Annotated in this window: 18 protein-coding genes; 11 read left to right on the top strand and 7 right to left on the bottom strand. The window is 74.8% G+C overall.

What is annotated here, in order from left to right; translation table 11 throughout:
- The first annotated feature begins 202 nt into the window (after nt 1-202).
- The 3 genes from ACIQPQ_RS22845 to ACIQPQ_RS22835 all read left to right on the top strand — a co-directional run bounded on the left by ACIQPQ_RS22845 (nt 203) and on the right by ACIQPQ_RS22835 (nt 2,828).
- A complete protein-coding gene (locus tag ACIQPQ_RS22845) occupies nt 203-880 on the top strand; it encodes a DUF4097 family beta strand repeat-containing protein (protein ID WP_401306323.1) in 678 nt (225 codons plus the stop codon).
- A gap of 71 nt (nt 881-951) precedes the next feature.
- On the top strand, nt 952-1,980 hold the full coding sequence (locus ACIQPQ_RS22840; protein ID WP_401306321.1) for an ATP-binding cassette domain-containing protein: 1,029 nt from the start codon (nt 952-954) through the stop codon (nt 1,978-1,980).
- 95 nt (nt 1,981-2,075) lie between these two features.
- Nucleotides 2,076-2,828 carry an ABC transporter permease gene (locus ACIQPQ_RS22835; protein ID WP_401306483.1) on the top strand — a complete coding sequence of 251 codons (753 nt, stop codon included), beginning with the start codon at nt 2,076-2,078 and terminating at the stop codon, nt 2,826-2,828.
- 53 nt (nt 2,829-2,881) lie between these two features.
- On the opposite strand, the gene ACIQPQ_RS22830 is transcribed toward ACIQPQ_RS22835, so the two are convergent.
- Nucleotides 2,882-3,766, bottom strand: a complete 885-nt coding sequence (locus ACIQPQ_RS22830) for an MOSC domain-containing protein (protein ID WP_401306319.1) — start codon at nt 3,764-3,766, stop codon at nt 2,882-2,884.
- A 189-nt stretch (nt 3,767-3,955) separates the two neighbouring features.
- Here ACIQPQ_RS22830 and ACIQPQ_RS22825 point away from each other — a divergent pair, with 189 nt between their 5' ends.
- Nucleotides 3,956-4,696 carry a DUF4142 domain-containing protein gene (locus tag ACIQPQ_RS22825; RefSeq protein ID WP_401306317.1) on the top strand — a complete coding sequence of 247 codons (741 nt, stop codon included), beginning with the start codon at nt 3,956-3,958 and terminating at the stop codon, nt 4,694-4,696.
- A gap of 104 nt (nt 4,697-4,800) precedes the next feature.
- Here ACIQPQ_RS22825 and ACIQPQ_RS22820 read toward each other — a convergent pair whose 3' ends face one another.
- Nucleotides 4,801-6,561 carry a glycoside hydrolase family 13 protein gene (locus ACIQPQ_RS22820; protein ID WP_401306315.1) on the bottom strand — a complete coding sequence of 587 codons (1,761 nt, stop codon included), beginning with the start codon at nt 6,559-6,561 and terminating at the stop codon, nt 4,801-4,803.
- 255 nt (nt 6,562-6,816) lie between these two features.
- Here ACIQPQ_RS22820 and ACIQPQ_RS22815 point away from each other — a divergent pair, with 255 nt between their 5' ends.
- Nucleotides 6,817-7,791 carry an LAETG motif-containing sortase-dependent surface protein gene (locus ACIQPQ_RS22815; protein ID WP_401306313.1) on the top strand — a complete coding sequence of 325 codons (975 nt, stop codon included), beginning with the start codon at nt 6,817-6,819 and terminating at the stop codon, nt 7,789-7,791.
- A gap of 135 nt (nt 7,792-7,926) precedes the next feature.
- Here the strand turns inward: ACIQPQ_RS22815 and ACIQPQ_RS22810 are convergent, their stop codons facing one another.
- Nucleotides 7,927-8,889: a nucleoside hydrolase gene (locus ACIQPQ_RS22810; RefSeq protein WP_401306311.1), complete on the bottom strand. Its 963-nt coding sequence runs from the start codon at nt 8,887-8,889 to the stop codon at nt 7,927-7,929.
- Nucleotides 8,890-9,210: 321 nt separating this feature from the next.
- Between ACIQPQ_RS22810 and ACIQPQ_RS22805 the strand changes: the two genes are divergently transcribed.
- A complete protein-coding gene (locus tag ACIQPQ_RS22805; RefSeq protein ID WP_383769654.1) occupies nt 9,211-9,978 on the top strand; it encodes a hypothetical protein in 768 nt (255 codons plus the stop codon).
- A gap of 81 nt (nt 9,979-10,059) precedes the next feature.
- On the opposite strand, the gene ACIQPQ_RS22800 is transcribed toward ACIQPQ_RS22805, so the two are convergent.
- Complete coding sequence (locus ACIQPQ_RS22800; RefSeq protein ID WP_401306309.1) at nt 10,060-11,415, bottom strand: helix-turn-helix domain-containing protein; 1,356 nt, start codon at nt 11,413-11,415, stop codon at nt 10,060-10,062.
- Nucleotides 11,416-11,581: 166 nt separating this feature from the next.
- On the opposite strand from ACIQPQ_RS22800, the gene ACIQPQ_RS22795 reads away from it, so the two are divergent.
- Nucleotides 11,582-11,773: a hypothetical protein gene (locus tag ACIQPQ_RS22795; protein WP_383769659.1), complete on the top strand. Its 192-nt coding sequence runs from the start codon at nt 11,582-11,584 to the stop codon at nt 11,771-11,773.
- A 148-nt stretch (nt 11,774-11,921) separates the two neighbouring features.
- Here the strand turns inward: ACIQPQ_RS22795 and ACIQPQ_RS22790 are convergent, their stop codons facing one another.
- Together ACIQPQ_RS22790 and ACIQPQ_RS22785 are read right to left on the bottom strand one after the other, a co-directional pair.
- Entirely contained in the window at nt 11,922-13,199 is a 1,278-nt protein-coding gene (locus ACIQPQ_RS22790) for a hypothetical protein (protein WP_401306307.1), read from the bottom strand.
- Between the two features lie 83 nt (nt 13,200-13,282).
- Nucleotides 13,283-14,470, bottom strand: coding sequence for a PP2C family protein-serine/threonine phosphatase (locus ACIQPQ_RS22785; RefSeq protein ID WP_401306480.1), 1,188 nt, complete (start codon nt 14,468-14,470; stop codon nt 13,283-13,285).
- 241 nt (nt 14,471-14,711) lie between these two features.
- On the opposite strand from ACIQPQ_RS22785, the gene ACIQPQ_RS22780 reads away from it, so the two are divergent.
- From ACIQPQ_RS22780 to ACIQPQ_RS22765, 4 genes are all read left to right on the top strand, one after another.
- Nucleotides 14,712-15,155: a hypothetical protein gene (locus ACIQPQ_RS22780; protein ID WP_401306305.1), complete on the top strand. Its 444-nt coding sequence runs from the start codon at nt 14,712-14,714 to the stop codon at nt 15,153-15,155.
- A 75-nt stretch (nt 15,156-15,230) separates the two neighbouring features.
- On the top strand, nt 15,231-16,142 hold the full coding sequence (locus ACIQPQ_RS22775) for a hypothetical protein (protein ID WP_401306303.1): 912 nt from the start codon (nt 15,231-15,233) through the stop codon (nt 16,140-16,142).
- A gap of 53 nt (nt 16,143-16,195) precedes the next feature.
- Nucleotides 16,196-16,582: a hypothetical protein gene (locus ACIQPQ_RS22770; protein ID WP_401306302.1), complete on the top strand. Its 387-nt coding sequence runs from the start codon at nt 16,196-16,198 to the stop codon at nt 16,580-16,582.
- Entirely contained in the window at nt 16,527-17,561 is a 1,035-nt protein-coding gene (locus tag ACIQPQ_RS22765; protein ID WP_401306301.1) for an endonuclease/exonuclease/phosphatase family protein, read from the top strand. Before ACIQPQ_RS22770 ends, ACIQPQ_RS22765 begins: the two co-directional genes overlap by 56 nt.
- Before the next feature lie 77 nt (nt 17,562-17,638).
- Here ACIQPQ_RS22765 and ACIQPQ_RS22760 read toward each other — a convergent pair whose 3' ends face one another.
- On the bottom strand, nt 17,639-19,759 hold the full coding sequence (locus tag ACIQPQ_RS22760) for a PhoX family protein (RefSeq protein ID WP_401306299.1): 2,121 nt from the start codon (nt 19,757-19,759) through the stop codon (nt 17,639-17,641).
- Nucleotides 19,760-19,765: the final 6 nt, after the last annotated feature.

Here is a 19,765-nt window from a genome sequence, read left to right as displayed (position 1 = left end):
GTTCGCGGACAGACCATTGCAACGGAACGTTGACCTCCGTTGCGTTAGCTTGCAGGGTCGTTGCAATGATTTAGCGGCTATCACCTGCAATTACTTGCTCACAGTGCAACTTACTTGTTGCCGTACCCGTGAACGCAACGTAGCTTTTCGTTCATCGGAAACGCCGGGCATACGGCGATCACCCCGCGATCAGGAGCACTCCATGCAGACTTTCTCCCTCTCCCCCTCCACCCCCCTCACCCTCTCCCTCGACCTGCCCGCCGCCCGCGTCCAGCTCATCGCCGCCGATCGGGGTGACGCCACCGTCGAGGTGCTGCCCGCCGACGCCGCGAAGGGGCGGGACGTCAAGGCGGCCGAGGAGGTCACCGTCGGGCTGGTAGACGGTGTGCTGCGGATCGCCGCGCCCGCCGCCCGGAACCGGGTGCTCGGGTCCTCCGGGGCCGTCGAGGTCACCGTCCAACTCCCCAGCGGGTCGCGGGTGGAGGCCAGGACCGCCGCCGGTGCGCTGCGCGGCGTCGGGCGGCTCGGCGACGTCACCTACGAGACCGCCCAGGGCACCGTCAAGCTCGACGAGTCCGGCGCCGCCCGCATCGCCCTCCTCGACGGCGACGTCGTCGTGGGCCGGCTCGGCGGGTCCGCGGAGATCAGCACCCAGCGCGGCGACATCACCGTCACCGAGGCCGTCCGCGGCAGCCTCACCCTCACCACCCAGGCCGGGGGGATCTCCGTCGGCGCCGCCCCCGGCGTCTCCGCCTCCCTCGACGCCGGGACCTCCTTCGGCCGCGTCCGCAACAGCCTCCGCAACAGCGACGGCGCCGCCGCCCCGCTCGCCATCCGCGCCACCACCGCCTACGGCGACATCACCGCCCGCAGCCTCTAGCCGCCTCACGGCCCCGGAAACCGACCCGGCCCCAGACACCGACCCGGCCCCAGACACAGGAGAACCTCTCGATGACCGACCTCGCGATCTCCGCCCGCGGGCTGCGCAAGGCGTACGGCGACAGGACCGTCCTCGACGGTGTGGACCTCGCCGTCCCGGCGGGCACCGTCTTCGCCCTGCTCGGCCCGAACGGCGCGGGCAAGACCACCGCCGTCAAGATCCTCTCCACCCTCGTCTCCGCCGACGCCGGTGAGCTGCGCGTCGGCGGGTACGACCTCGCCACCGACGCCCACGCCGTACGCGCCGCCATCGGCGTCACCGGGCAGTTCTCCGCCGTGGACGGGCTGATCACCGGCGAGGAGAACATGCTGCTGATGGCGGACCTGCACCACCTTTCCCGGCGCGAGGGGCGCCGGGTCGCCGCCGAACTGCTGGACCGCTTCGACCTCACCGAGGCCGCGAAGAAGCCCGCCGCCACCTACTCCGGCGGCATGAAGCGCCGCCTCGACATCGCCATGACGCTCGTGGGCGGGCCGCGCATCATCTTCCTCGACGAGCCGACCACCGGGCTCGACCCGCGTTCCCGGCACACCATGTGGCAGATCATCCGCGCGCTGGTCGCCGACGGCGTCACCGTCTTCCTCACCACCCAGTACCTGGAGGAGGCCGACCAGCTCGCGGACCGCATCGCCGTCCTGCACGACGGCACGATCGCCGCCGAGGGCACGGCCGGGGAGCTGAAGCGCCTCGTCCCCGGCGGTCACGTCCGGCTCCGCTTCACCGACCCGGCCGCCCACCGCGCCGCCCGCACCGCCCTCAGCTCCCTAGGCACCCTCGGCACCCTCGGCGAGGAGACCGCCGACGCGGTCGGCACCGAAGTCACCGACAGCTCCGACGGCACCGACCTCACCCTCCGCGTCCCCGGTGACGGCAGTCAGCGTTCCCTGCGTGCCCTGTTCGACCGGCTCGACGCCGCCGGGGCGGAGGCGGCCGAGGTGACCGTCCACACCCCCGACCTCGACGACGTCTTCTTCGCCCTGACCGGCGGCGCGGCCGTCCCCCGCCAGACCACCACCGCGACCCGAGAGGCCCTCCGATGAGCACCCCGACCAGCGTCCCGACCGGCAGCCCGGTCAGCCCCGCCGTCCCGCCGCGCGGCCATCCCTTCGCCCTCGCCGTGCGCGACTCCCTCACCATGCTGCGCCGCAACCTGCTGCACGCCCGGCGCTACCCGTCGATGACCCTCAACCTGCTGCTCACGCCGATCATGCTGCTCCTGCTCTTCGTCTACGTCTTCGGCGACGTGATGAGCGCGGGCATCGGCGGCGGGCGGCCCGACCGCGCCGCGTACATCGCCTTCGTCGTGCCGGGGCTGCTGCTGATGACCATCGGCAGCACGGTCGTCGGCACCGCGGTCTCCGTCTCCAACGACATGACCGAGGGCATCGTGGCCCGGTTCCGCACGATGGCGATCCACCGCGGCTCGGTGATCATCGGGCATGTCCTGGGCAGCGTCCTCCAGTCCGTCGCCAGCGTGCTGCTGGTGGGGGTGGTGGCCGTCGCGATCGGTTTCCGTTCGGCCGACGCCACCGCGCTGGAGTGGGTCGCCGCGTTCGGGCTGCTGGTGCTGTTCGCGACCGCGCTCACCTGGATCGCGGTCGGCATGGGCCTGGTCAGCCCGAACGCCGAGGCCGCCAGCAACAACGCGCTGCCGCTGATCCTGCTGCCCCTGCTGTCCAGTACGTTCGTGCCGCTCGACTCGATGCCGGGCTGGTTCCGGCCGATCGCCGAGTACCAGCCGTTCACCCCGGCGATCGAGACCCTGCGCGGGCTGCTGCTCGGCACGGAGATCGGGCACAACGGCTGGCTCGCCGTGGCCTGGTGCCTCGCCCTGGCCCTCCTCGGCCACCTCTGGTCCTCCGCGACCTTCCGCAAGGACCCGAGGTGACCGTCCCGGCCCGGACCGTCATCCCCCGAGGACCGACGACCGCGCAACTCGCCTCAGGGGGCGGGCCGTTCGACCCGGTCCCCGACCGCCACCCGCCCCTCCCGCCGTACGTCGAAGTACGCGCCGAAGACGATCCCCTCCGCCGCCCGCCGGTACCGCGCGAGCGTCCGGAGGGGTTCGGGGCCGGACCGTACGCCCCGCTCCTGGTCGACCATCGTGATCGCGCAGCGGACCGTGCGCTCGGTGAACTCCAGGCGCGCGCCGCCCAGTTCGAGGACCGGCGACTCGTCCTCGGTGTGCGGGGCGTCCCAGCCGTCGATCACCACGTTGGGCCGGAAACGGTTCATCGGCAGGGCGGGCAGGCCCTGTTCCGCGAGCCGCGCGTTCAGCAGGGCGAGGCTCGCGCGCGACACGACGTGCACGCGGCTGTGGTTCGCCACCCGCGCCACGGGCCCCGCCCCGGTCCCGGTCCCACTCCCTTCGCCGGTCCCGCTCCCCGCGTCGGCCGCCCGGACGCGGACCAACCGGCTCGGCGCCCCCAGCACCTTCGTCACCCAGGCCGCCGCCTCCTCCCCCGCGTCCAGCCCGCCGTACGTCTGCCCCGGCAGCTCGACGGGACGGCCGACCCCGCCGGTCGCCCCCGGACCGGCCGGACCCGCCGCACCCGCCGCCTCTTCCACGTGCTCCACCCGTAGCTCGGGCGCGTCCGGTGCCCGGAGGGTGAGGCCCGTGCCGCCGCCGGGGTCCGGCTCGGGGGTGAGGAGGGCGAGCCGGGGGTCGCCGCCCTGCCAGCGCAGGCGGCCCGACGGGTCGGTGATCACCCAGGCCCGGTCGCCGGGCAGCCCGTGCACTGTGATCCTCGTCTCGGGGACCGGGATCCCCGCACCCCCCTTGACCGGGTAGTACGTCAACCGCTCCACGCTGACCTGCCCGTTCACCCCGGGTCTCCCTCCCGTCGACCGGTGACCGTACGGCCCAAGTTTTCCCCGGACGGGTGAATACTGGCGGCCCTTCGCCCGTACTCCTGTGTGTTCGACCCCGCCCGCGCACACCCGAGCACCGGCGGTATCCCCGATCAGGCAGGAGGAACGGTGCGTCTTTCGCGGAACGTGATAGGTACCGCCTTCGTGGGTGGCGCCCTGACCTTGACCCTCGCGGCACTGGCCTATCCGTCGATGCTGGGCCTGGAGACGGTGTCCACCACGAACGACCGGATCATCGCGAACACCCAGTGGGGTCCGCTGACGGAAGGCGACCGTGACTTCGTGGTCAAGGTGCGGGCGGCCGGACTCTGGGAGTACCCGCTCGGGGTGATCGGCCTCCAGAAGGGTCAGAGCAAGGAGGTGAAGACCGCGAGCGAGCACCTCATCGACGGGCACGCCGCGCTCGACATCACCTGCCGCAAGGTCGCGCCGATGCTCGGCGTCACCCTGCCGAACGTGGCGAGCCCGCAGCAGGTCGGCTTCGTCAACCAGATCAACGCGAAGACCGGCAAGGAATTCGACGTCGAGTTCGCCAACATCCTGCGCCTGACGCACGGTTCGATCTTCAACACCATCGCGAAGGTCCGCTCCACCACCAAGAACACCCTCATCCGGGCGCTCGCCGACCAGGCCAACGACACCGTCCTCGACCACATCACGGTCATGGAGAAGACCGGCCTGGTCGACTTCGACCAGACCCTCTTCCAGCAGACCACCCCGCCGAAGCTGCCCAAGTCGGACCTGACCCCGCCGCCCCCGGCCGCCGGGCAGCCGATGGTCATCCTGACCCCGCCGCCCACGGCCACCGCGGTGCCCGTGGACATCGACGGCGCGGCCGTGGTCGGCGGCCAGACCCCGCCGCCCGCCCCCGCACCGGGCGGGTGAGACGGCGGCAGGCGGGACAGCCGCAGGCGGGACGGCGGCGGGTGAAGCACCGGGCGGGATCTCCCAGGCCCAGGTTCACGCCCAGGTCCGGGCCAGGACCCCGGCTAGGCGAGCCAGACCGTCGTGTCGGGGGCGAGGCGGCCGTCGCCGGAGAGCGGGGAACTGCTCAGCAGGACCTCGCCCTCCGGCAGCGCGACCGGCTCCCCCGACAGGTTGGTGACCGAGCGCCAGCCCGCCGTACGGGCGAAGCCCAGGACGCCGGGCGGCAGCCCGTCCGTCCAGGTCAGCGCCTCGCCGTCGAGCAGCTTGCGCCGCAGCCGCAGAGCCGTGCGGTACAGCTCCAGCGTGGAGCCCTCCACCCCGTCCTGCGCCTCCACGGCGTACCGGCCGAACCACTCCGGCTGCGGCAGCCAGGCACCGCCCGCGCCGAAGCCGTACGAGGGGCCCGTCCGGGTCCACGGCAGCGGCACCCGGCAGCCGTCGCGGCCCTTGCGGACCCGGCCCGTCTGCTCCCACACCGGGTCCTGGAGCACCTGCACCGGCAGCTCCGCCACCTCGGGCAGGCCGAGTTCCTCGCCCTGGTAGACGTACGACGAGCCCGGCAGCGCCAGCATCAGCAGCGTGGCCGCCCGCGCCCGGCGCAGCCCGGCCGCCTCGTCGACGCGGGGGGCGTGCCCGCCGGACAGCAGCCAGGTGTTCTCGTCCGTGCCGGGCGGCAGCGACAGCCGGGAGGCGTGCCGTACGACGTCGTGGTTGGACAGGACCCAGGTCGCCGAGGCGCCGACCGCGCGGGCCGTGGCCAGCGAGGCGTCGACGACCTCGCGCAGCGCGTCCGCGTCCCAAGGGGTCTGGAGGTACTCGAAGTTGAAGGCCTGGTTCAGCTCGTCCGGGCGGGCGTACAGCGCGCGCCGCGCGCCCGGCACCCAGGCCTCGGCGACGGCCGTGCGGGGCGGGGAGTAGGTGTCGAGGAGGCGGCGCCAGTCGCGGTAGACCTCGTGGACCTCGTCACGGTCGTAGAACGGGTGCGTGCCGGGCGGGAAGGCGGCCAGGGACTCCTCGGCGTGCGTGTCCGGGGTGCGCAGATCGCGCAGCGGGTCGCGCAGGTCCTTGACCAGGGCGTGCGCCACGTCGATCCGGAAGCCGTCGACGCCCCGGTCCGCCCAGAAGCGGAGCGTGGCGCGGAAGTCCTCGCGGACCTCTTCCTCGTCCCAGTTGAGGTCGGGCTGTTCGCGGGCGAAGAGGTGGAGGTACCACTGGCCGTCCGCGACGCGCTGCCAGGCGCTGCCGCCGAACACCGACTGCCAGTCGGTGGGCGGGAGTTCGCCGTGCGGGCCGCGTCCGTCGCGGAAGACGTAGCGGGCGCGGGCGCGCGAGCCGGGCCCGCTGGCCAGCGCCTCCTGGAACCAGACGTGCCGGTGCGAGGTGTGGTTCGGCACGATGTCGACGATCACCTTGAGGCCGAGCCGGTGCGCCCCGGCGACCAGCGCGGCGAAGTCGTCCAGGGTGCCCAGGCGCGGGTCGACGTCGCGCGGGTCGGCGACGTCGTAGCCGCCGTCGGCGAGTTCGGACGGGTAGAACGGGCTGAGCCACAGCGCGTCCACGCCCAGCGCGGCCAGGTGCGGCAGCCGTGCGGTGACACCGCGCAGGTCGCCCAGGCCGTCGCCGTCGGCGTCCGCGAAGCTGCGCGGATAGACCTGGTAGACGACCGACTGGCGCCACCAGTCGGGGTCACGGGAGGAGAGGTCGGCGGCGGCCCCGGCGGGGGTGGTCTCCGGGGCGGGCGCGGGTACGGCGGCGGCTCGGGCGGAGGGCCCGGTGGTCGGCCGGGCGGTCGGTTCGGCGGTCGGTTCGCTGGAGTCGGTCACACCCACCAGCCTGTCCACTTTGCCGGGAAGGGGAACGCACGCACCCTGCGGAACAGATCATTCCTTTCGTGCGGGGAACGTGACGAAAACTTGAACTTCCGTGCCCCAGGCTCAAGTTGACAGTCTTCCGTACCGCGTTCCACGATGAGGCCACGCCGTGGCACACCTGACCGACGAGCCCGGTGTCTTCTCTCCCTCCGCCCCGCCACCCCGGCTTCCTGTTGCCGTGGCGGGCCCCGCCCAGATGGGAATCTGATGTCCATAGCGAGACGTGTTTCCGTGCGCCGCCTGCTGGGGACGGGCGTCGCCTCACTCGCCCTGTGCACCGCGACCGTGGCCGCCGCATCCGGCGCCTGGGCGCACGACGGCGCCCCCGGCGGCGAGGGCTGGTCCGACGGCGGCCAGTACCGCCCCGGCACCGGCGCGGGCACCGAGACGGAGACCGACCGCTGCCAGTTCTCCCTGGACGGCACGCGCTTCTTCGACTCCGTCAAGGTCGACGACCAGAACCTGCGGCCCACCGACGACGGCAAGGTGCACATCACCGTGCGGGCCGCCGACAAGGCCACGACCTGCACCGCGTCGCTCGCCTCCTACCTGGCGCACGGCCCGGACTTCCGCACCTCCGGCGAGCAGGTCTTCATCGACTTCGACACGGTGACGGTCAAGCCCGGCGCGACCGACACCCTCGACATCGCGGTGCCCGACGAGGGCTGCTTCGCACAGGTCGACCTCTACCGGGGCGCCGTGAAGTTCGACGGCGAACTGGACGCGAAGGACGGCTTCCAGCACGGCGAGCTGCCCAAGGGCCCGGACCGCCCGGTCATCAAGGACAAGCTGATCGCGGCCTGGAACGGCGGCACCAAGGAGTGCTCGGCGCCGCCCGCCGAGGAGCCCCCCACGGAGCAGCCGCCGGGTGAGCAGCCCCCGGCCGAGCAGCCGCCGACCGAGGAGAAGCCGCCGACGGAGGAGAAGCCGCCGGCCACGCCCGAGCAGCCCGGCACCCCGTCCGGCAGCCCCTCGGACACGCCGTCCGACACCCCGTCCGTGTCGCCCTCCGCGTCCACCCCGGCCCCCGCGCCGACCCCCAACGGCGGAGGCGGCGGCGACCTCGCCGAGACCGGCGCCAACAGTGCCACCCCGCTGATCGCCGGGGGCGCGGCGGTGCTGCTCGCGGGCGGCGCGGCCATCGTCGTCGTCACCCGCCGCCGGAAGGCCTCGCAGGCGTAACCGGCTTCAAGGGGGCGGACGTTCGGGCACCCGCCGCAGCCGCCGCACCCGCCGCAGCCTGCGGCTCACGGCGGACGGCTCGTGCCGGATGACTCACGGCGGACGGCTCACGGCGGACGGCTCACGGCGGACGGCTCACGCCTTCTCGACCGTCGTGAGCCACAGGCTGACGTAGCGCTCGACGTCCACCCCCAACGCCACTTCCACCAGCGGCCGTTCACGCGCGCCGTGGTGGATCTCGGCCTCGCCGGGGACGGCCCGCCGGTCCACGATCGTCTGACCGCGGGTCGGCCCCGGCGCCAACGCCACCTCCACCGGGAGGGGTTCGGTGGTCAGGCCGCCCGGGTCGACGACCGCGCACACGGCCCCCGCGTCCCCGAGGCCGCCGGTCGGCGCCGGATCGGCGGCCGACGCCGGGTCCCGGTGGGCGAGGAGTTCGCCCGCCAGCCGCAGCCGCGGCTCCCCACTGGCCCGCAGCCGCGCCACGTCCGCCGCCGGGACCACCACCCGCGTGAACACGTCCAGCCCGTACATCGTGATCGGCACCCCCGCCGTCAGCAGCACGGCGGCCGCCTCCGGGTCGTGCCACACGTTGAACTCCGCGACCGGTGTGGCGTTCCCGGTCGTCACCGCGCCGCCCATGAAGACGATCCGCTCGATGTTGCGGACCACCTCGGGGTGCGTGCGCAGCAGCAGGGCGATGTTGGTGAGCGGCGCCGTCGGGATCAGCGTGACCGGGCGCGGCGAAGCGAGGATCTCGCGCCGCAGCAGCGTCACCGCGTCCACGTCCGCCGCCCGCCGGGTCGGCGCGGGCAGCCCGAGGTCGCCCATGCCGTCCTGGCCGTGCACGTGCCGCGCGGTGCGCAGCGGCTCGATCAGCGGGCGTTCCGCCCCGCGCGCCACCGGGATGTCCCCGGCCCCGGCCTGCTCCAGCACGGTCAGGGTGTTGCGGACGACGCCGTCGACGTCGGTGTTCCCCGCGACACAGGTCACCGCGCGCACGTCCAGCCCCGGATGCCGGACGGCGAACAGCAGGGCCAGGGCGTCGTCGATCCCGGTGTCGCAGTCGATGATCACCGGAATGGGCTGACCGGTCACGGCGGCGCTCCTCACTGTGGGCACGGCGGCAGGCAGGGGTACGCAGGGGTACGACAGACAGCACCGTACGTGCCCACGCACCGCCCCGCCCGGGACACCGGCCGCCCGCGGCGGACCGTGGGCAGCGAGCCGTAGGGGACGCCCGTACGGGGCGCGCGGAGGCCGGTCGCGCCGCGGGGCGGACGCCCCGTTAACCCGGACGGACCGCCGCGCTGGTCGGCGGGGCGCGGTGGTGTTGCCGTGGGAGCAGGCATCCCCGCGGGCCGCCCCCGCGCCCCGCTCCCCGCGCCCGCGCGTCGGCCCTTCCTGGAGGCTCCCCCGATGACCCGCCGTACCCTCCTCGTCCCGGTCCTCGCCGTCACCGGGCTGGTCGCCCTCACCTCCTGCGCCACCCTCGGCCTGGAGCACCCGCCGACCGCCCGGCAGGCCCTGCCCACCGTCACGCCGTCCTCGGCGCGGCCGTCCGCGCCGGTGACCACGCCGGTGCTGACCGACGCGCAGGCGCACGAGGCGCTGATCAGCGACGTCGACCTCGGCGAGCCGTGGACCCCGACGCGGGGGACGGCGACCTGGCGGGACGGCATGCTCAAGGCGGCCACCCCGACCGCCGACTGCCAGAAACTCCTGGACTCCCTCTACGCCGACGAGCTGCTCGGCGCCCCCGCCCAGGCCGTCGTGGCGCTCGACGACGCCGACACCGGGGCCCAGCTGCGCTACCAGGTCACCGACCGGCGCCCCGCCGACGTGGACCGGGTCCTCGCCTGGATGCGGACGCTGCCGCAGAAGTGCGCCCGGTTCACCGCCAAGACCCCGGACGGGACCGTGCTGGACGCCACCGTCGCCGAGCAGCCGCTGCCCGAGGTGGGCGACGCCCGGCAGGGCCTGCGGGTCACCGTCACCAACTGGGACACCGACGGCGACCCGGTCGCGCTCGCCCTCGACGTCGCCGTGGTCCGCGCCGGTCAGGACACCTTCGCCCTCACCAACGGCGGCCTCGACGCCGTCCCCAACGAGGCCACCCAGGCCGCCGTCCAGCTCGGCGTGCAGCGGCTCACGGACGTCAGGAAGCAGGGGCGGGTGCAGGTGTAGCCGGGGAAGGGCGGCCCGGCGGCTGCGGGTGCGGGTGCGGCGGCCCGGCGGCGGCCCGCCGGGACCCGCCCGTGCGCCGCGCTACAGCGGCGGCTGGGCCGGGGCCGGGCCGAGGGTGGTGGTGCCGGGGACGGTACGGTGCCCGAGGCCCGTGCGGTACGCGTCGAGGGCCGCCTCCACCCGGCCGGTACGGCGCAGCAGGTCGCCCAGGAGACGGCACAGGTCGGCCAGGTCACCCGCCGCCCCGGCCCGCTCCAGCAGGCTGAGGGCGCGGACGTAGTGCTCCTCGGCGGCCTCCGTGTCGCGGGCGTCCTCCGCGATGATGCCGAGCAGGCGGTGCGCCCCGGCCGCGTGCACCGCGCCCCGCTCCGGGGAGAGGTCCCCGAGCACCTCGCGCAGCAGGACGGCGGCCTCCTCCGACTTGCCCCGCCGGTGCAGCACGTCGGCCAGCTCCACCGCGACCTGGCTGCTGTAGAGGGCGGCGCGGGACGCGGAGAGCATCTGCTGCGCCTGCTTCAACTCCTCCTCGGCCCTGTCCAGTTGGTTGTTCTGCGCGTAGACGTAGCCGCGCATCCAGTGGCAGTTGGCGAGTTCGGTCCGCAGGTGCAGCTGGCGGTACAGCTCGGCGGCCTTGCCGAGGGAGGCGTCGGCCTCGGCGAGACGCCCCTCGGCGAGCAGGGTGCGGGCCACCGAGCGGTGCATCCGGGCGACCAGCGCGGGGTCCCCGGCCTGCGGCGCGAGCGACAGCGCGAACTCGGCGGCCTGGGCGGCGCGGGCGTGGGCGCCCATGTCCATGTAGGGGCCGATGGCGGAGGCGTAGAGCAGCAGCAGCGCGTCCGGGTCGTGCAGGCCGCCCCGGTTCAGCTCGTCGAGGGCGGACTCCAGCAGGTAGACGGCGTACCGGAGTTCGCCCGCCAGGTAGTGGGCGACGGCCCGGCCGCGCAGCGCGGGCACCCGCACCGGCAGCGGGGCACCGGCGAGACACGCCTCGGCGCGCTCGAAGTAGCCGCGTGCCGCCTCCAGTTCGCCGGTGTCGATGCCGCACTCGCCGAGCCCGAGCAGCGCGGTCGCCTGCTCCTCGGCCAGCCCGTGCGCCTCCGCCTCGGCGAGCAGCACGGCAAACTGCCGCGCCGCCTCCTCGGCCTCCCCGGTGGCGAGCGCCCGCTGGGCCTCGGTGAGGCGCAGCCGCAGATCGGTGACGAGCCGGGCGGACCGGCCGGTGGCCAGCTCCTCGAAGGCGACGCCCAGCCGCTCCGCGATGTGCTTGAGCGCCTCGTCGGAGGGCCGCACCCGGCCGGACTCCAGCGTGGAGACATAGGCGGGGGTGTACGTCGGCTCCGCCAACTGGCGCTGTGTCAGGCCCTGTTCCACGCGCAGCCGCTGCACCCGGCGTCCGATGACCTCCGGTTCGTCCCGCTCCCCTGTGCCGCGACTCACTCCAACTCCCCTTGGCCCTCTTGCCGTTCGGCTCACCGAGCCCCTAGGTTAAACGGCGTATTAAGCATGCTTAATACATGGTTGAAGTGAACAACGACTGCGGTTGTCGCTTATTGTCCGCTGTCGGTTTCCCCGTCCGCCGCCGTACCGACGCTGCGAGGTCGCCGTGCAGGATCGCACATCCGCACCCCCCGGGCGCCCGACGGGGCGCCTCGCACGCGCCCTCGCCGCCGCGGTCCTCGCCGCCACGGCCCTGATCACCGCCGCCAACGCGGTCCCGGCCCGCGCGACCGACACCCCGCCGCTCACCACGAGCACCACCGGCACCACGGTCACCCAAGAACGCCCCGCCCGCTGAGCCACCCCGCCCCGGCCCCGAACCCGGTCCCAGCCCCGGCCCCGGCCCCGGTCGCACGAGGTCGGCGCCGAAGCGTCCGAAGCATCTGACGGGACTGGTGCATCCGACCGGACTGGTGCGTCCGGCGGGTCTGGTGCGTCCGGCGGGTCTAGTGCGTCTGGAGCTGGCGGAGCTGTTCCCGTACGTGGTCGAGGGCGCCCTCGCGGCGGCCCGGCACGCGGGTGCGCAGCGCGGTGAGGTCCGGCCCGAGACTGCGGGCCCGTACGGGGTCGGGAATCCGGCCCCACTGGTGGTGCGCCCGGTCCACGGCCGCCTCCACCGCCGCCGCCCGCGCGGACTGGCCCGCGGCGAGCCGCGCCTCCGCCACCGCCATCCAGGTGCGGCAGCTCCGCTCGGGGTCCCCGGCGAACATCGCGAGGTCCGCGCGGACCTCCGCCCAGTGCAGCGCCTCCTCCGACCCCGGCCCGCGCGCGGCGAGCGCGGCCCGCTCCTGCCCGGCGGCCAGCGCGTCGGCCCCGGCATGGTCCCCGGCCCGCACGGCGGCCGAGATCAGCGCGTGCGGCTCGACGGCGTCCGCGCCCGCGGGCGTGGGCTCGGGGGCCGAGGAGGGAACCGGAGGCACCGGCCCGGAGACCCGCGCGGCAGGCACAGACACCGGCACCGCCCCGGCCTCAGGAACCGGCACCGCCACCGGCTCCGCCCCGGCCTCAGACACCGGCACCGATACAGCCCCCGTCCCAGCCCCAGCACCGGCCCCGGCCCCGGCCCCGGCCCCCGCACCGTCGGCCCCACCGTCGGCCGCCCCGGAGATCACCAGATCCCCCGTCTCCCCTTCCCGCACGACCCGTTCCATCGCCATGAGGTGCAGTTGCTCCACCGGCGGGCGGCCCCCGCTGCGCAGGATCGTCGCGACGGCCTTCATGTAGGTCGGCGCGGCGAGCCCCCGCCGCCGGGCGGGCGGCGCGATCCGGCCGTGGGCGGTGACCCCGGCCCCGCAGTCCAGGGGCCGCCCGTCCAGCAGGCGCCAGGTCTCCGCGTCGGCGCGCAGGTCGAGCAGGAGGTCGGTCGTGCCGGGCTGCCGCAGCCGCAGTTCCTCCCGGAACCAGTGCCAGGGCAGGCCGGTGTAGCGGACGGTCGCGGGCGTGGTGCGGGCCAGGGCCAGGTGGGGCAGTTTCTGGCGGCGGTCGAGCTGGAGCTGCCCGGCGACGAACACGGTGAGCGGGCCGGGCGCGGTGGCGGCGGCCCGCAGCCGGGTCAGCACGGCCTGCGGGTCCAGCGGGTCGGCGAGTTCGACGACGTTCGCGGTGTCGGTGCCGGAGAGCACCGCGGGCGGCACCGCCCCGAGGACGGGGAGCACGGAGGCGGCGTCGACCAGGCAGCCCCGGCCCATCGGTGAGGCCGCCAGCAGCAGCACGGTTCCGGGCATCGCGCCTCCCCCTGTCGGTCACGTACGTCAGCTGTCGATCACGTACGTCAGCACCGTAGCCGCTGACACCCCGCGGGAGGGCGTCAGGACGGCAGATGTCCTCGTACGGGGTCTTCGTCGCGCGGGGTGTCCGGCCGGGCCCGGCGGACCGCGAAGATCGTCGTGTCGTCGGCGAGGCGGCCCCGGCAGTGGCGCAGGGTGCCGTCACGGACGAAGGCGACCAGCCGGTCGGGGTCGGCGGTGCGCGGGACGCGGGCGACCCCGGCGGCGAGGTCCTCGGCGAGGGCGTAGAACGTGCCGGAGCGGTCGCGGGCCTCGGTGACGCCGTCGGTGCACAGCAGCAGCGTCTCCTCGGGGGCGAGGGCCGTGCGCCGTACCTCGGGCGGCGCGAGCGGGGCGAGGGCGGCGAGGCCGAGGGGCAGTCCGTCGCCGTGCGGCAGGACGCGGACGCCCGCCGGGCCGACGGCGAGGGGCGCGTCGTGGCCGAACCGGACGAGGTCCACGACGCCCTCGGTGCCGTCGGGGAAGTCCAGCAGCACGGCGGTGGCGAACCGGTCGCCGTCGTCGCGGCCGAGGGCGACGGTGTGCTCGCGGTGGCGCCGCATCCGTGTCTCCAGCCGGTCGGCGACCGTCCGCAGGTCGGCCTCGTGGTAGGCGGCCTCGCGGAAGGTGCTGAGCAGCGCGGCGGCCGCCTCCACCGCGCCGAGGCCCTTGCCCTGGACGTCGCCGAGCAGCACCCGCGTGCCGTGCGGGCCGGGCTGGATGTCGTAGAAGTCGCCGCCCACGCGGGCGTCGGCGTCGGCGGAGAGGTAGACGGCGGCGTGGTCGAGGCCGCCCCAGACGGGCGGCAGCGGGCGCAGCACCGTACGGCGGGTGGTGTCGGCGATGTGCCGGATGTGCAGCAGCCGTCCCTCGCCGCGCACCCGCAGCGCGGCGGCGAGCACGGAGAGGACGCCGCCGATCAGGACGAGGACGAAGTCGGCCGGACCGGCGCGGTACTGGTCGGGCCAGGCGGCGTCGCCCGCGACGAAGGTGAGGAGGGCGAGGACCGCGAAGAGGGCCGTCGTCCACACCCCGCACAGCGCGGCGGCGATGGCCGCGACGAACACGCACCAGGACACGACGCGGAACTCGCCGCTGGTGTTGTAGTCGGCGGCGGCGATACCGACGAGGGTGAGCAGAGGGACCAGCCAGGTCACGCTGTGCCCGCGGATCTGGAGGAGCTGCTGCCGCCGGACGACCTCCCGGCGGCGGGGGCGCAGGCGGGCCAGGCGCGGGTGGCGGGCGGGCGGCGGAGCGCCCGACCGGTCCGCGGGGCGGGTGCGGCGCCGGGGCCGGGTGCGGCGCGGGGGACGCGCGGTCGGCCCCCTGCCCCGTCGGTCGCTCACCGCAACAGCGAAGCACGGCCCGGCGGGCCCCGCATCCGGGCCGCCGGGCCGCCCCGACTTGCCCCGGCCGCCCCCCAGGTGTGCCCTGGAGACCAGGGGCGGGAGAGACGAGAGGAGCGGTCCCATGGCACATGCGGCACCCGCGCCGGGGATGCGGCGGCGGACCCGGTCCACCCCGGCCGACGTCTTCGGCGACCGGACCCACCTGGTGATGACGTGGGCGGTGCCCGTCGGGCTCGCGCTCGTCTACGGCTACTGGGCGGCGGCGAACCGGCGCAACGCCGGTCCGATCACCGGCTGGAACGTCCTGTTCGGCTTCGTCGTCGCCCTCGTCTTCGCGGTCCTCTACGTCGCCGTGCGCGCCGTGGCGTCGCGGGAGCGCCGTGAGGTGCACGCCGCGCTGTGGGGCGCGTTCACCGGCTGCGCCCTCGGGTTCCTGGTCAACCAGACGGGAGCGAGCGTGCTGTTCTCGGCCGGGGTCTCCCTGGTGGTCGCCGCGGGCACGGCCGTGACCTTGTTCTACCGCTACTACACCCACGAGGACGCGGAGGGCCACCACCTCACGTAGCCGCTCTCGGCTCCCCGTCCCCCGACCGGCCTCCCCCGGCTCGCGCAAGGCCCCCGTACGGCCTTGCCTGGAGACGTGTCCCGGAGCCTGCGGACCGCCGTGTCGGCCGCCCTGATCGCGCTGTCCTGCCTCCTGCTGCCGTTCGGCGCGCTGGCGGCCTGGGCGGCGTACGACCTGACGGACACCGGCCGGTACGTGACGACGATGGCGCCGCTCGCCTCCGACCCGGACGTACGGGACGCCGTCGTGGACACCGTGGGCGACGGCATCCTGCGCCGGGCGACCGCCGAGCGCGGCCCGCTGCACCCCGAGGTGTCGCCGTTCGTGCACGACGCGGTCCGCTCCTTCACCCACACCCGCGCCTACCGCACGGCCTGGGACGCGGGCAACGAGGCGGCCCACTCGGCCGTGATGGCGGCCCTGCACGACGACCGTTCCGGCGAGGTCACCGTCGACCTCGCCCCGGTCGCCACCCGTATACGGGAGCAACTGGCCGCCGAACGGGTCCCGTTCGCCGACCGGGTGCCGCTCGCCCACACCCGCGTCGCGCTGCTGCCGCCCGGCGAGCTGACCACCCTCCGGAAGGGGTACCACGTGCTCGACGTCGCCGGATTCTGGCTGCCGCTCGCGGCCGTCGTCCTCGCCGTGGCCGGGATCGCGGTCGCGGCCTGCCGCCGCCGGGCGGTCACCGCGGCGGCCCTCGGCACGGCCCTCGGCGGCGCCTTCCTCGGCCTGGCCGTCGCTCTGGGCCGCCGGCTGACCCTCGCGGACCTCCCGGACCCGGCGCACCGGCCCGCCGCGGGCGCCGTCTACGACGCGCTCACCACGACCCTGCGCGCCACGTCCTGGTTCCTGCTGGCCGTCGGCCTCGGACTGGCCGCGACCGTCCACCTCGCCCAGGCCGTCCGCGCGGCCCACCGCCGCCGCACCGCCCCCGGCCCGGTGCCCGCCCCGGCCCCGCCGGAGCCGACCCACGCACAGGTCTGAGCCGCCGTAACCACCTGGCCGGGGCGCGCAGGGCGCGGCTACCGTCGTCCTCCATGACCACCACGACCGCCACCCAGCCAGCCACCGGGCCCACGCCCCCGCCGACCACGACCCTCTGGCGCCCCACCGGCCCCGAGGAACTGGCGCTGGTGGCGGCCTCCGGGTGGCGGGCCTGGCCGCCGCGCCTGCCCGACCAGCCGATCTTCTACCCGGTCCTGAACGAGGACTACGCGATCCGCATCGCCCGCGACTGGAACGTGCCCGCCTCCGGCGTCGGCCACGTCACCCGCTTCGAGGTCGACAGCGCGTTCCTGCGGCGGTACCCGGTGCGGCAGGCGGGCGGGTCGACCATCCTGGAGCTGTGGGTACCGGCGGAGGAGCTGGATGAGTTCAACGCGCACATCGTCGGGACCATCGAGGTCGTACGGGAGTTCCGCTGACGGGTCCGGGGCCGGTGGCCGCCCGCGGGGGCGGGGGCGCCGGTTCGGGGCGTGGTGCGCGGGGCTGCTGCTGGCCGGGGTGAGCGTGGTCGTCGGCTGCCGGGCGGCCGGCACCGACGCCCTGACGCCGGTCCCGCAGCTCCTCGCCTTCCTGCCCTGGCTGCTGGTGCCGACCGGCCTCGCCCTGCTGCTGACCCTGGTCACCCGCTGGTGGACCGGCCTGGTGTGGGGCGTGGCCGTCCTCGCCCTGCTCGCCTGGTTCACCGAGCCCTACGGCACCGCCGACGAGCCGACCGGCCCCGCCGTCGCCCGGCTGCGCGTCCTCACCGCGAACGTGGAGTTCGGCCAGGCGACGGTGCCCCTCATCGACGCGGTCCGCCGCGAACGGCCCGACGTCGTCTTCGTCGCCGAGTGCGAGTACGGCTGCCAGGCGGCCCTGGAGCGGCGGCTCGGGTCGGCCTACCCGCACCGGGCGGCCGTCCCCGGCGACACCTCCGTCGGCTCGGTGATCCTCAGCCGCCACCCGCTCACCCCGGCCCCCGCCGTCCCCGGCCGGATGGGCATGCCCGGCGCGGTCGCGGACGTCGACGGCCACCGCGTACGGCTGCAACTCGCGCACCCCAAGCCGCCGTTGCCGCGCCAGGTGAGCCTGTGGAAGCGGGAGCTGGACCGGCTGCGGGACTTCGCCGGCGTACACCGCGACGACGGCCCGCTGATCCTCGCCGGGGACTTCAACGCCTCCCAGGACCACGCCGCGTTCCGCCGCGTCCTGGACACCGGCCTGCGGGACGCGGCCCGCCTCGCCGGGAAGCACCGGGAGCCGACCTGGCCGACGCGGACGACACCGGCGTTCGGCACGCAGATCGACCACGTCCTGGTCTCCGCCGGCTTCTCGGCGGACCGCGCCCGCTTCCTGGACCTGCCGGACACCGACCACCGCGCCCTGCTGGTCGACCTGACCCTGCACACGGCGCGCTGAGGCCCGCCGGGAGGGGGCTGAGCGGGGGCGGGGACGACGGCGGCCCGCAGACCACCACCGCCCCCCTCCACGCTTCCTCAGACGCCGATGTCGTCGCCGTCGGCGCGCCAGACGGCGACGACGGCCGGGCGGACGATGCGCCCCGGTCCGTCGGGCCAGGTGCTCTTCGGGTTCTCGACGGTGGCACCGTCCAGCTCGCCCGGATGCTGCACGGCGACGAGGACGCGCCGCTCCTGGATGAGCGGACCGCAGGTCTCGGCGCCCTTGGGCACCGTGAGGAACTGCTTCAGCTCACCGCGCCGCTCGCCGCGGGTGGCGACGCCGAACAGGCCGTCGTGCGAGCCGAGCTGGGCACCGTCGGTGGAGATCCACAGGTTGCCGTGCGGGTCGAAGGCGACGTTGTCCGGGCAGGAGATCGGGCTGACGTCGTCCTTGGGGAAGCCCGCGAAGTAGGTCGCCGGGTCGTCGGGGTCACCGGCGACGAGGAAGAGCGACCAGCCGAACGTCGTGGCCTCGGCGCGGTTGCGGTGCTCGGTCAGCTCCAGGACGTGCCCGTGCTTGTTGGCGTTGCGCGGGTTGGCCTCGTCGGCGGCCGGGTTGGCGCCGACACCGCGGTTGGTGTTGTTGGTGAGGGCGACGTAGACCTTGCCGCTGACCGGGTTGGGCTCGATGTCCTCGGGGCGGTCCATCTTGGTGGCGCCGACCTTGTCCCCGGCGAGCCGGGTGAAGACGAACACCTCGTCGGCGCTCATGCCGGGGACGTGCGAGACGGCGCCCTTGGCGGTGGCGGTGGCGAGCGGTATCCACTGCCCGGCCCCGTCGAACTCGCCGTCGTTGGGGAGCTTGCCGGTGCCGTCGATCTCGATGGCGGGGGAGTCGCCGGTGAGCTTGGCGACGTAGAGGGTGCCCTCGTCGAGGAGGGAGAGGTTGTGCTCGCGGGCGGAGCGGCTGCCGCCGTGCCGCATCCGCTTGCTGCTGACGAACTTGTAGAAGTAGTCGAAGCGCTCGTCGTCGCCGGTGTAGACGACGGGGCGGTCGTCGTCGGTGAGGCGGACGGTGGCGGCCTCGTGCTTGAACCGGCCGAGCGCGGTGTGCTTGCGGGGCACGGAGTGCGGGTCGTACGGGTCGAGTTCGACGACGTAGCCGAAGCGGTGGACCTCGTTGGGCTCCTGGGCGACGTCGAAGCGCTGGTCGAAACGCTCCCACTTGCGCTCGGAGGCGCCCATGCCGATGCCGTACCGCTTGTCGGTGGGGCGGGAGCTGTTGGCGAAGTACTGGTTGAAGTTCTCCTCGCCGTGCAGCGTGGTGCCCCACGGGGTGGTGCCGCCGGAGCAGTTGTTGAGCGTGCCGAGGACTGTGCGGCCGGTCGGGTCGGCGGAGGTGCGCAGCAGCGGGGACCCGGCGGCGGGCCCGGTGAGCCGGAACTCGCTGGTGGCGGTGAGACGCCGGTTGAGCGGGTGCCGGGGCACGGCGACGAGCTTGCCGGTACGGCGGTCGCCCTCGACGACGACGGCGGAGAGCCCGTGCGCGGCCCAGGCGATCTCGACCTGGGTGCGGGTGGGGTTGGCGGCGTCGTAGCCGCGGAACATCAGGATCTCGTCGGTGTACTCGTGGTTGGCGACGAGGAGCTGGCGGTGGCGCTCGCCGGGCAGCGGCAGCAGGGCGAGGAAGTCGTTGTTGTAGCCGAACTGGCCCGCCTGGGCGGCCGGGGTCTGGTGCTCGGCGTCGAAGGCGGGCGCCCCGCGCAGGATGGGCTCGCCCCAGCGGATGACGACGTTCTGCCGGTACCCGTCCGGGACGGTGACGGCGTCGGCGGTGTTCGGCGCGACGCTGCTGTACCGCAGGCCGCGGGCACCGCGGCTCGGTTTCGGCTTCTGCGGATGCCCTCCGTGGTGACCGCCGTGGGCGGGCAGCCCCTGCGGGGTGGCGGCCGAGGCGGGCGCGGGATCGACGAGCCCGCCGGCCCCGGCGGCTCCGGCGACGGTCACGACGGCGGCGGCCCGCATCATCGAGCGGCGGCTGAGGGCGCCCGCGATGACGTCACCGACGTAGGCGTTGTCGCTGGTGTTGGGCACGTCCTGGAAACAGGCGTCACCGCAGCGGAAGCGGCAGGTCAGGGCGGACCGTCCGCCGGGGTGGGAATGGGACATTTCAGAGGAACGGGACGGTGTGGCGATGAGCGGCAGCAGCTTGCGCACCTTGAA

The organism is Streptomyces sp. NPDC091281, from assembly GCF_044757425.1.
Taxonomy (GTDB): domain Bacteria; phylum Actinomycetota; class Actinomycetes; order Streptomycetales; family Streptomycetaceae; genus Streptomyces.
The sequence above is the reverse complement of the archived record's forward strand: the minus strand, read 5'-3'. Positions and strand labels throughout refer to the sequence as shown.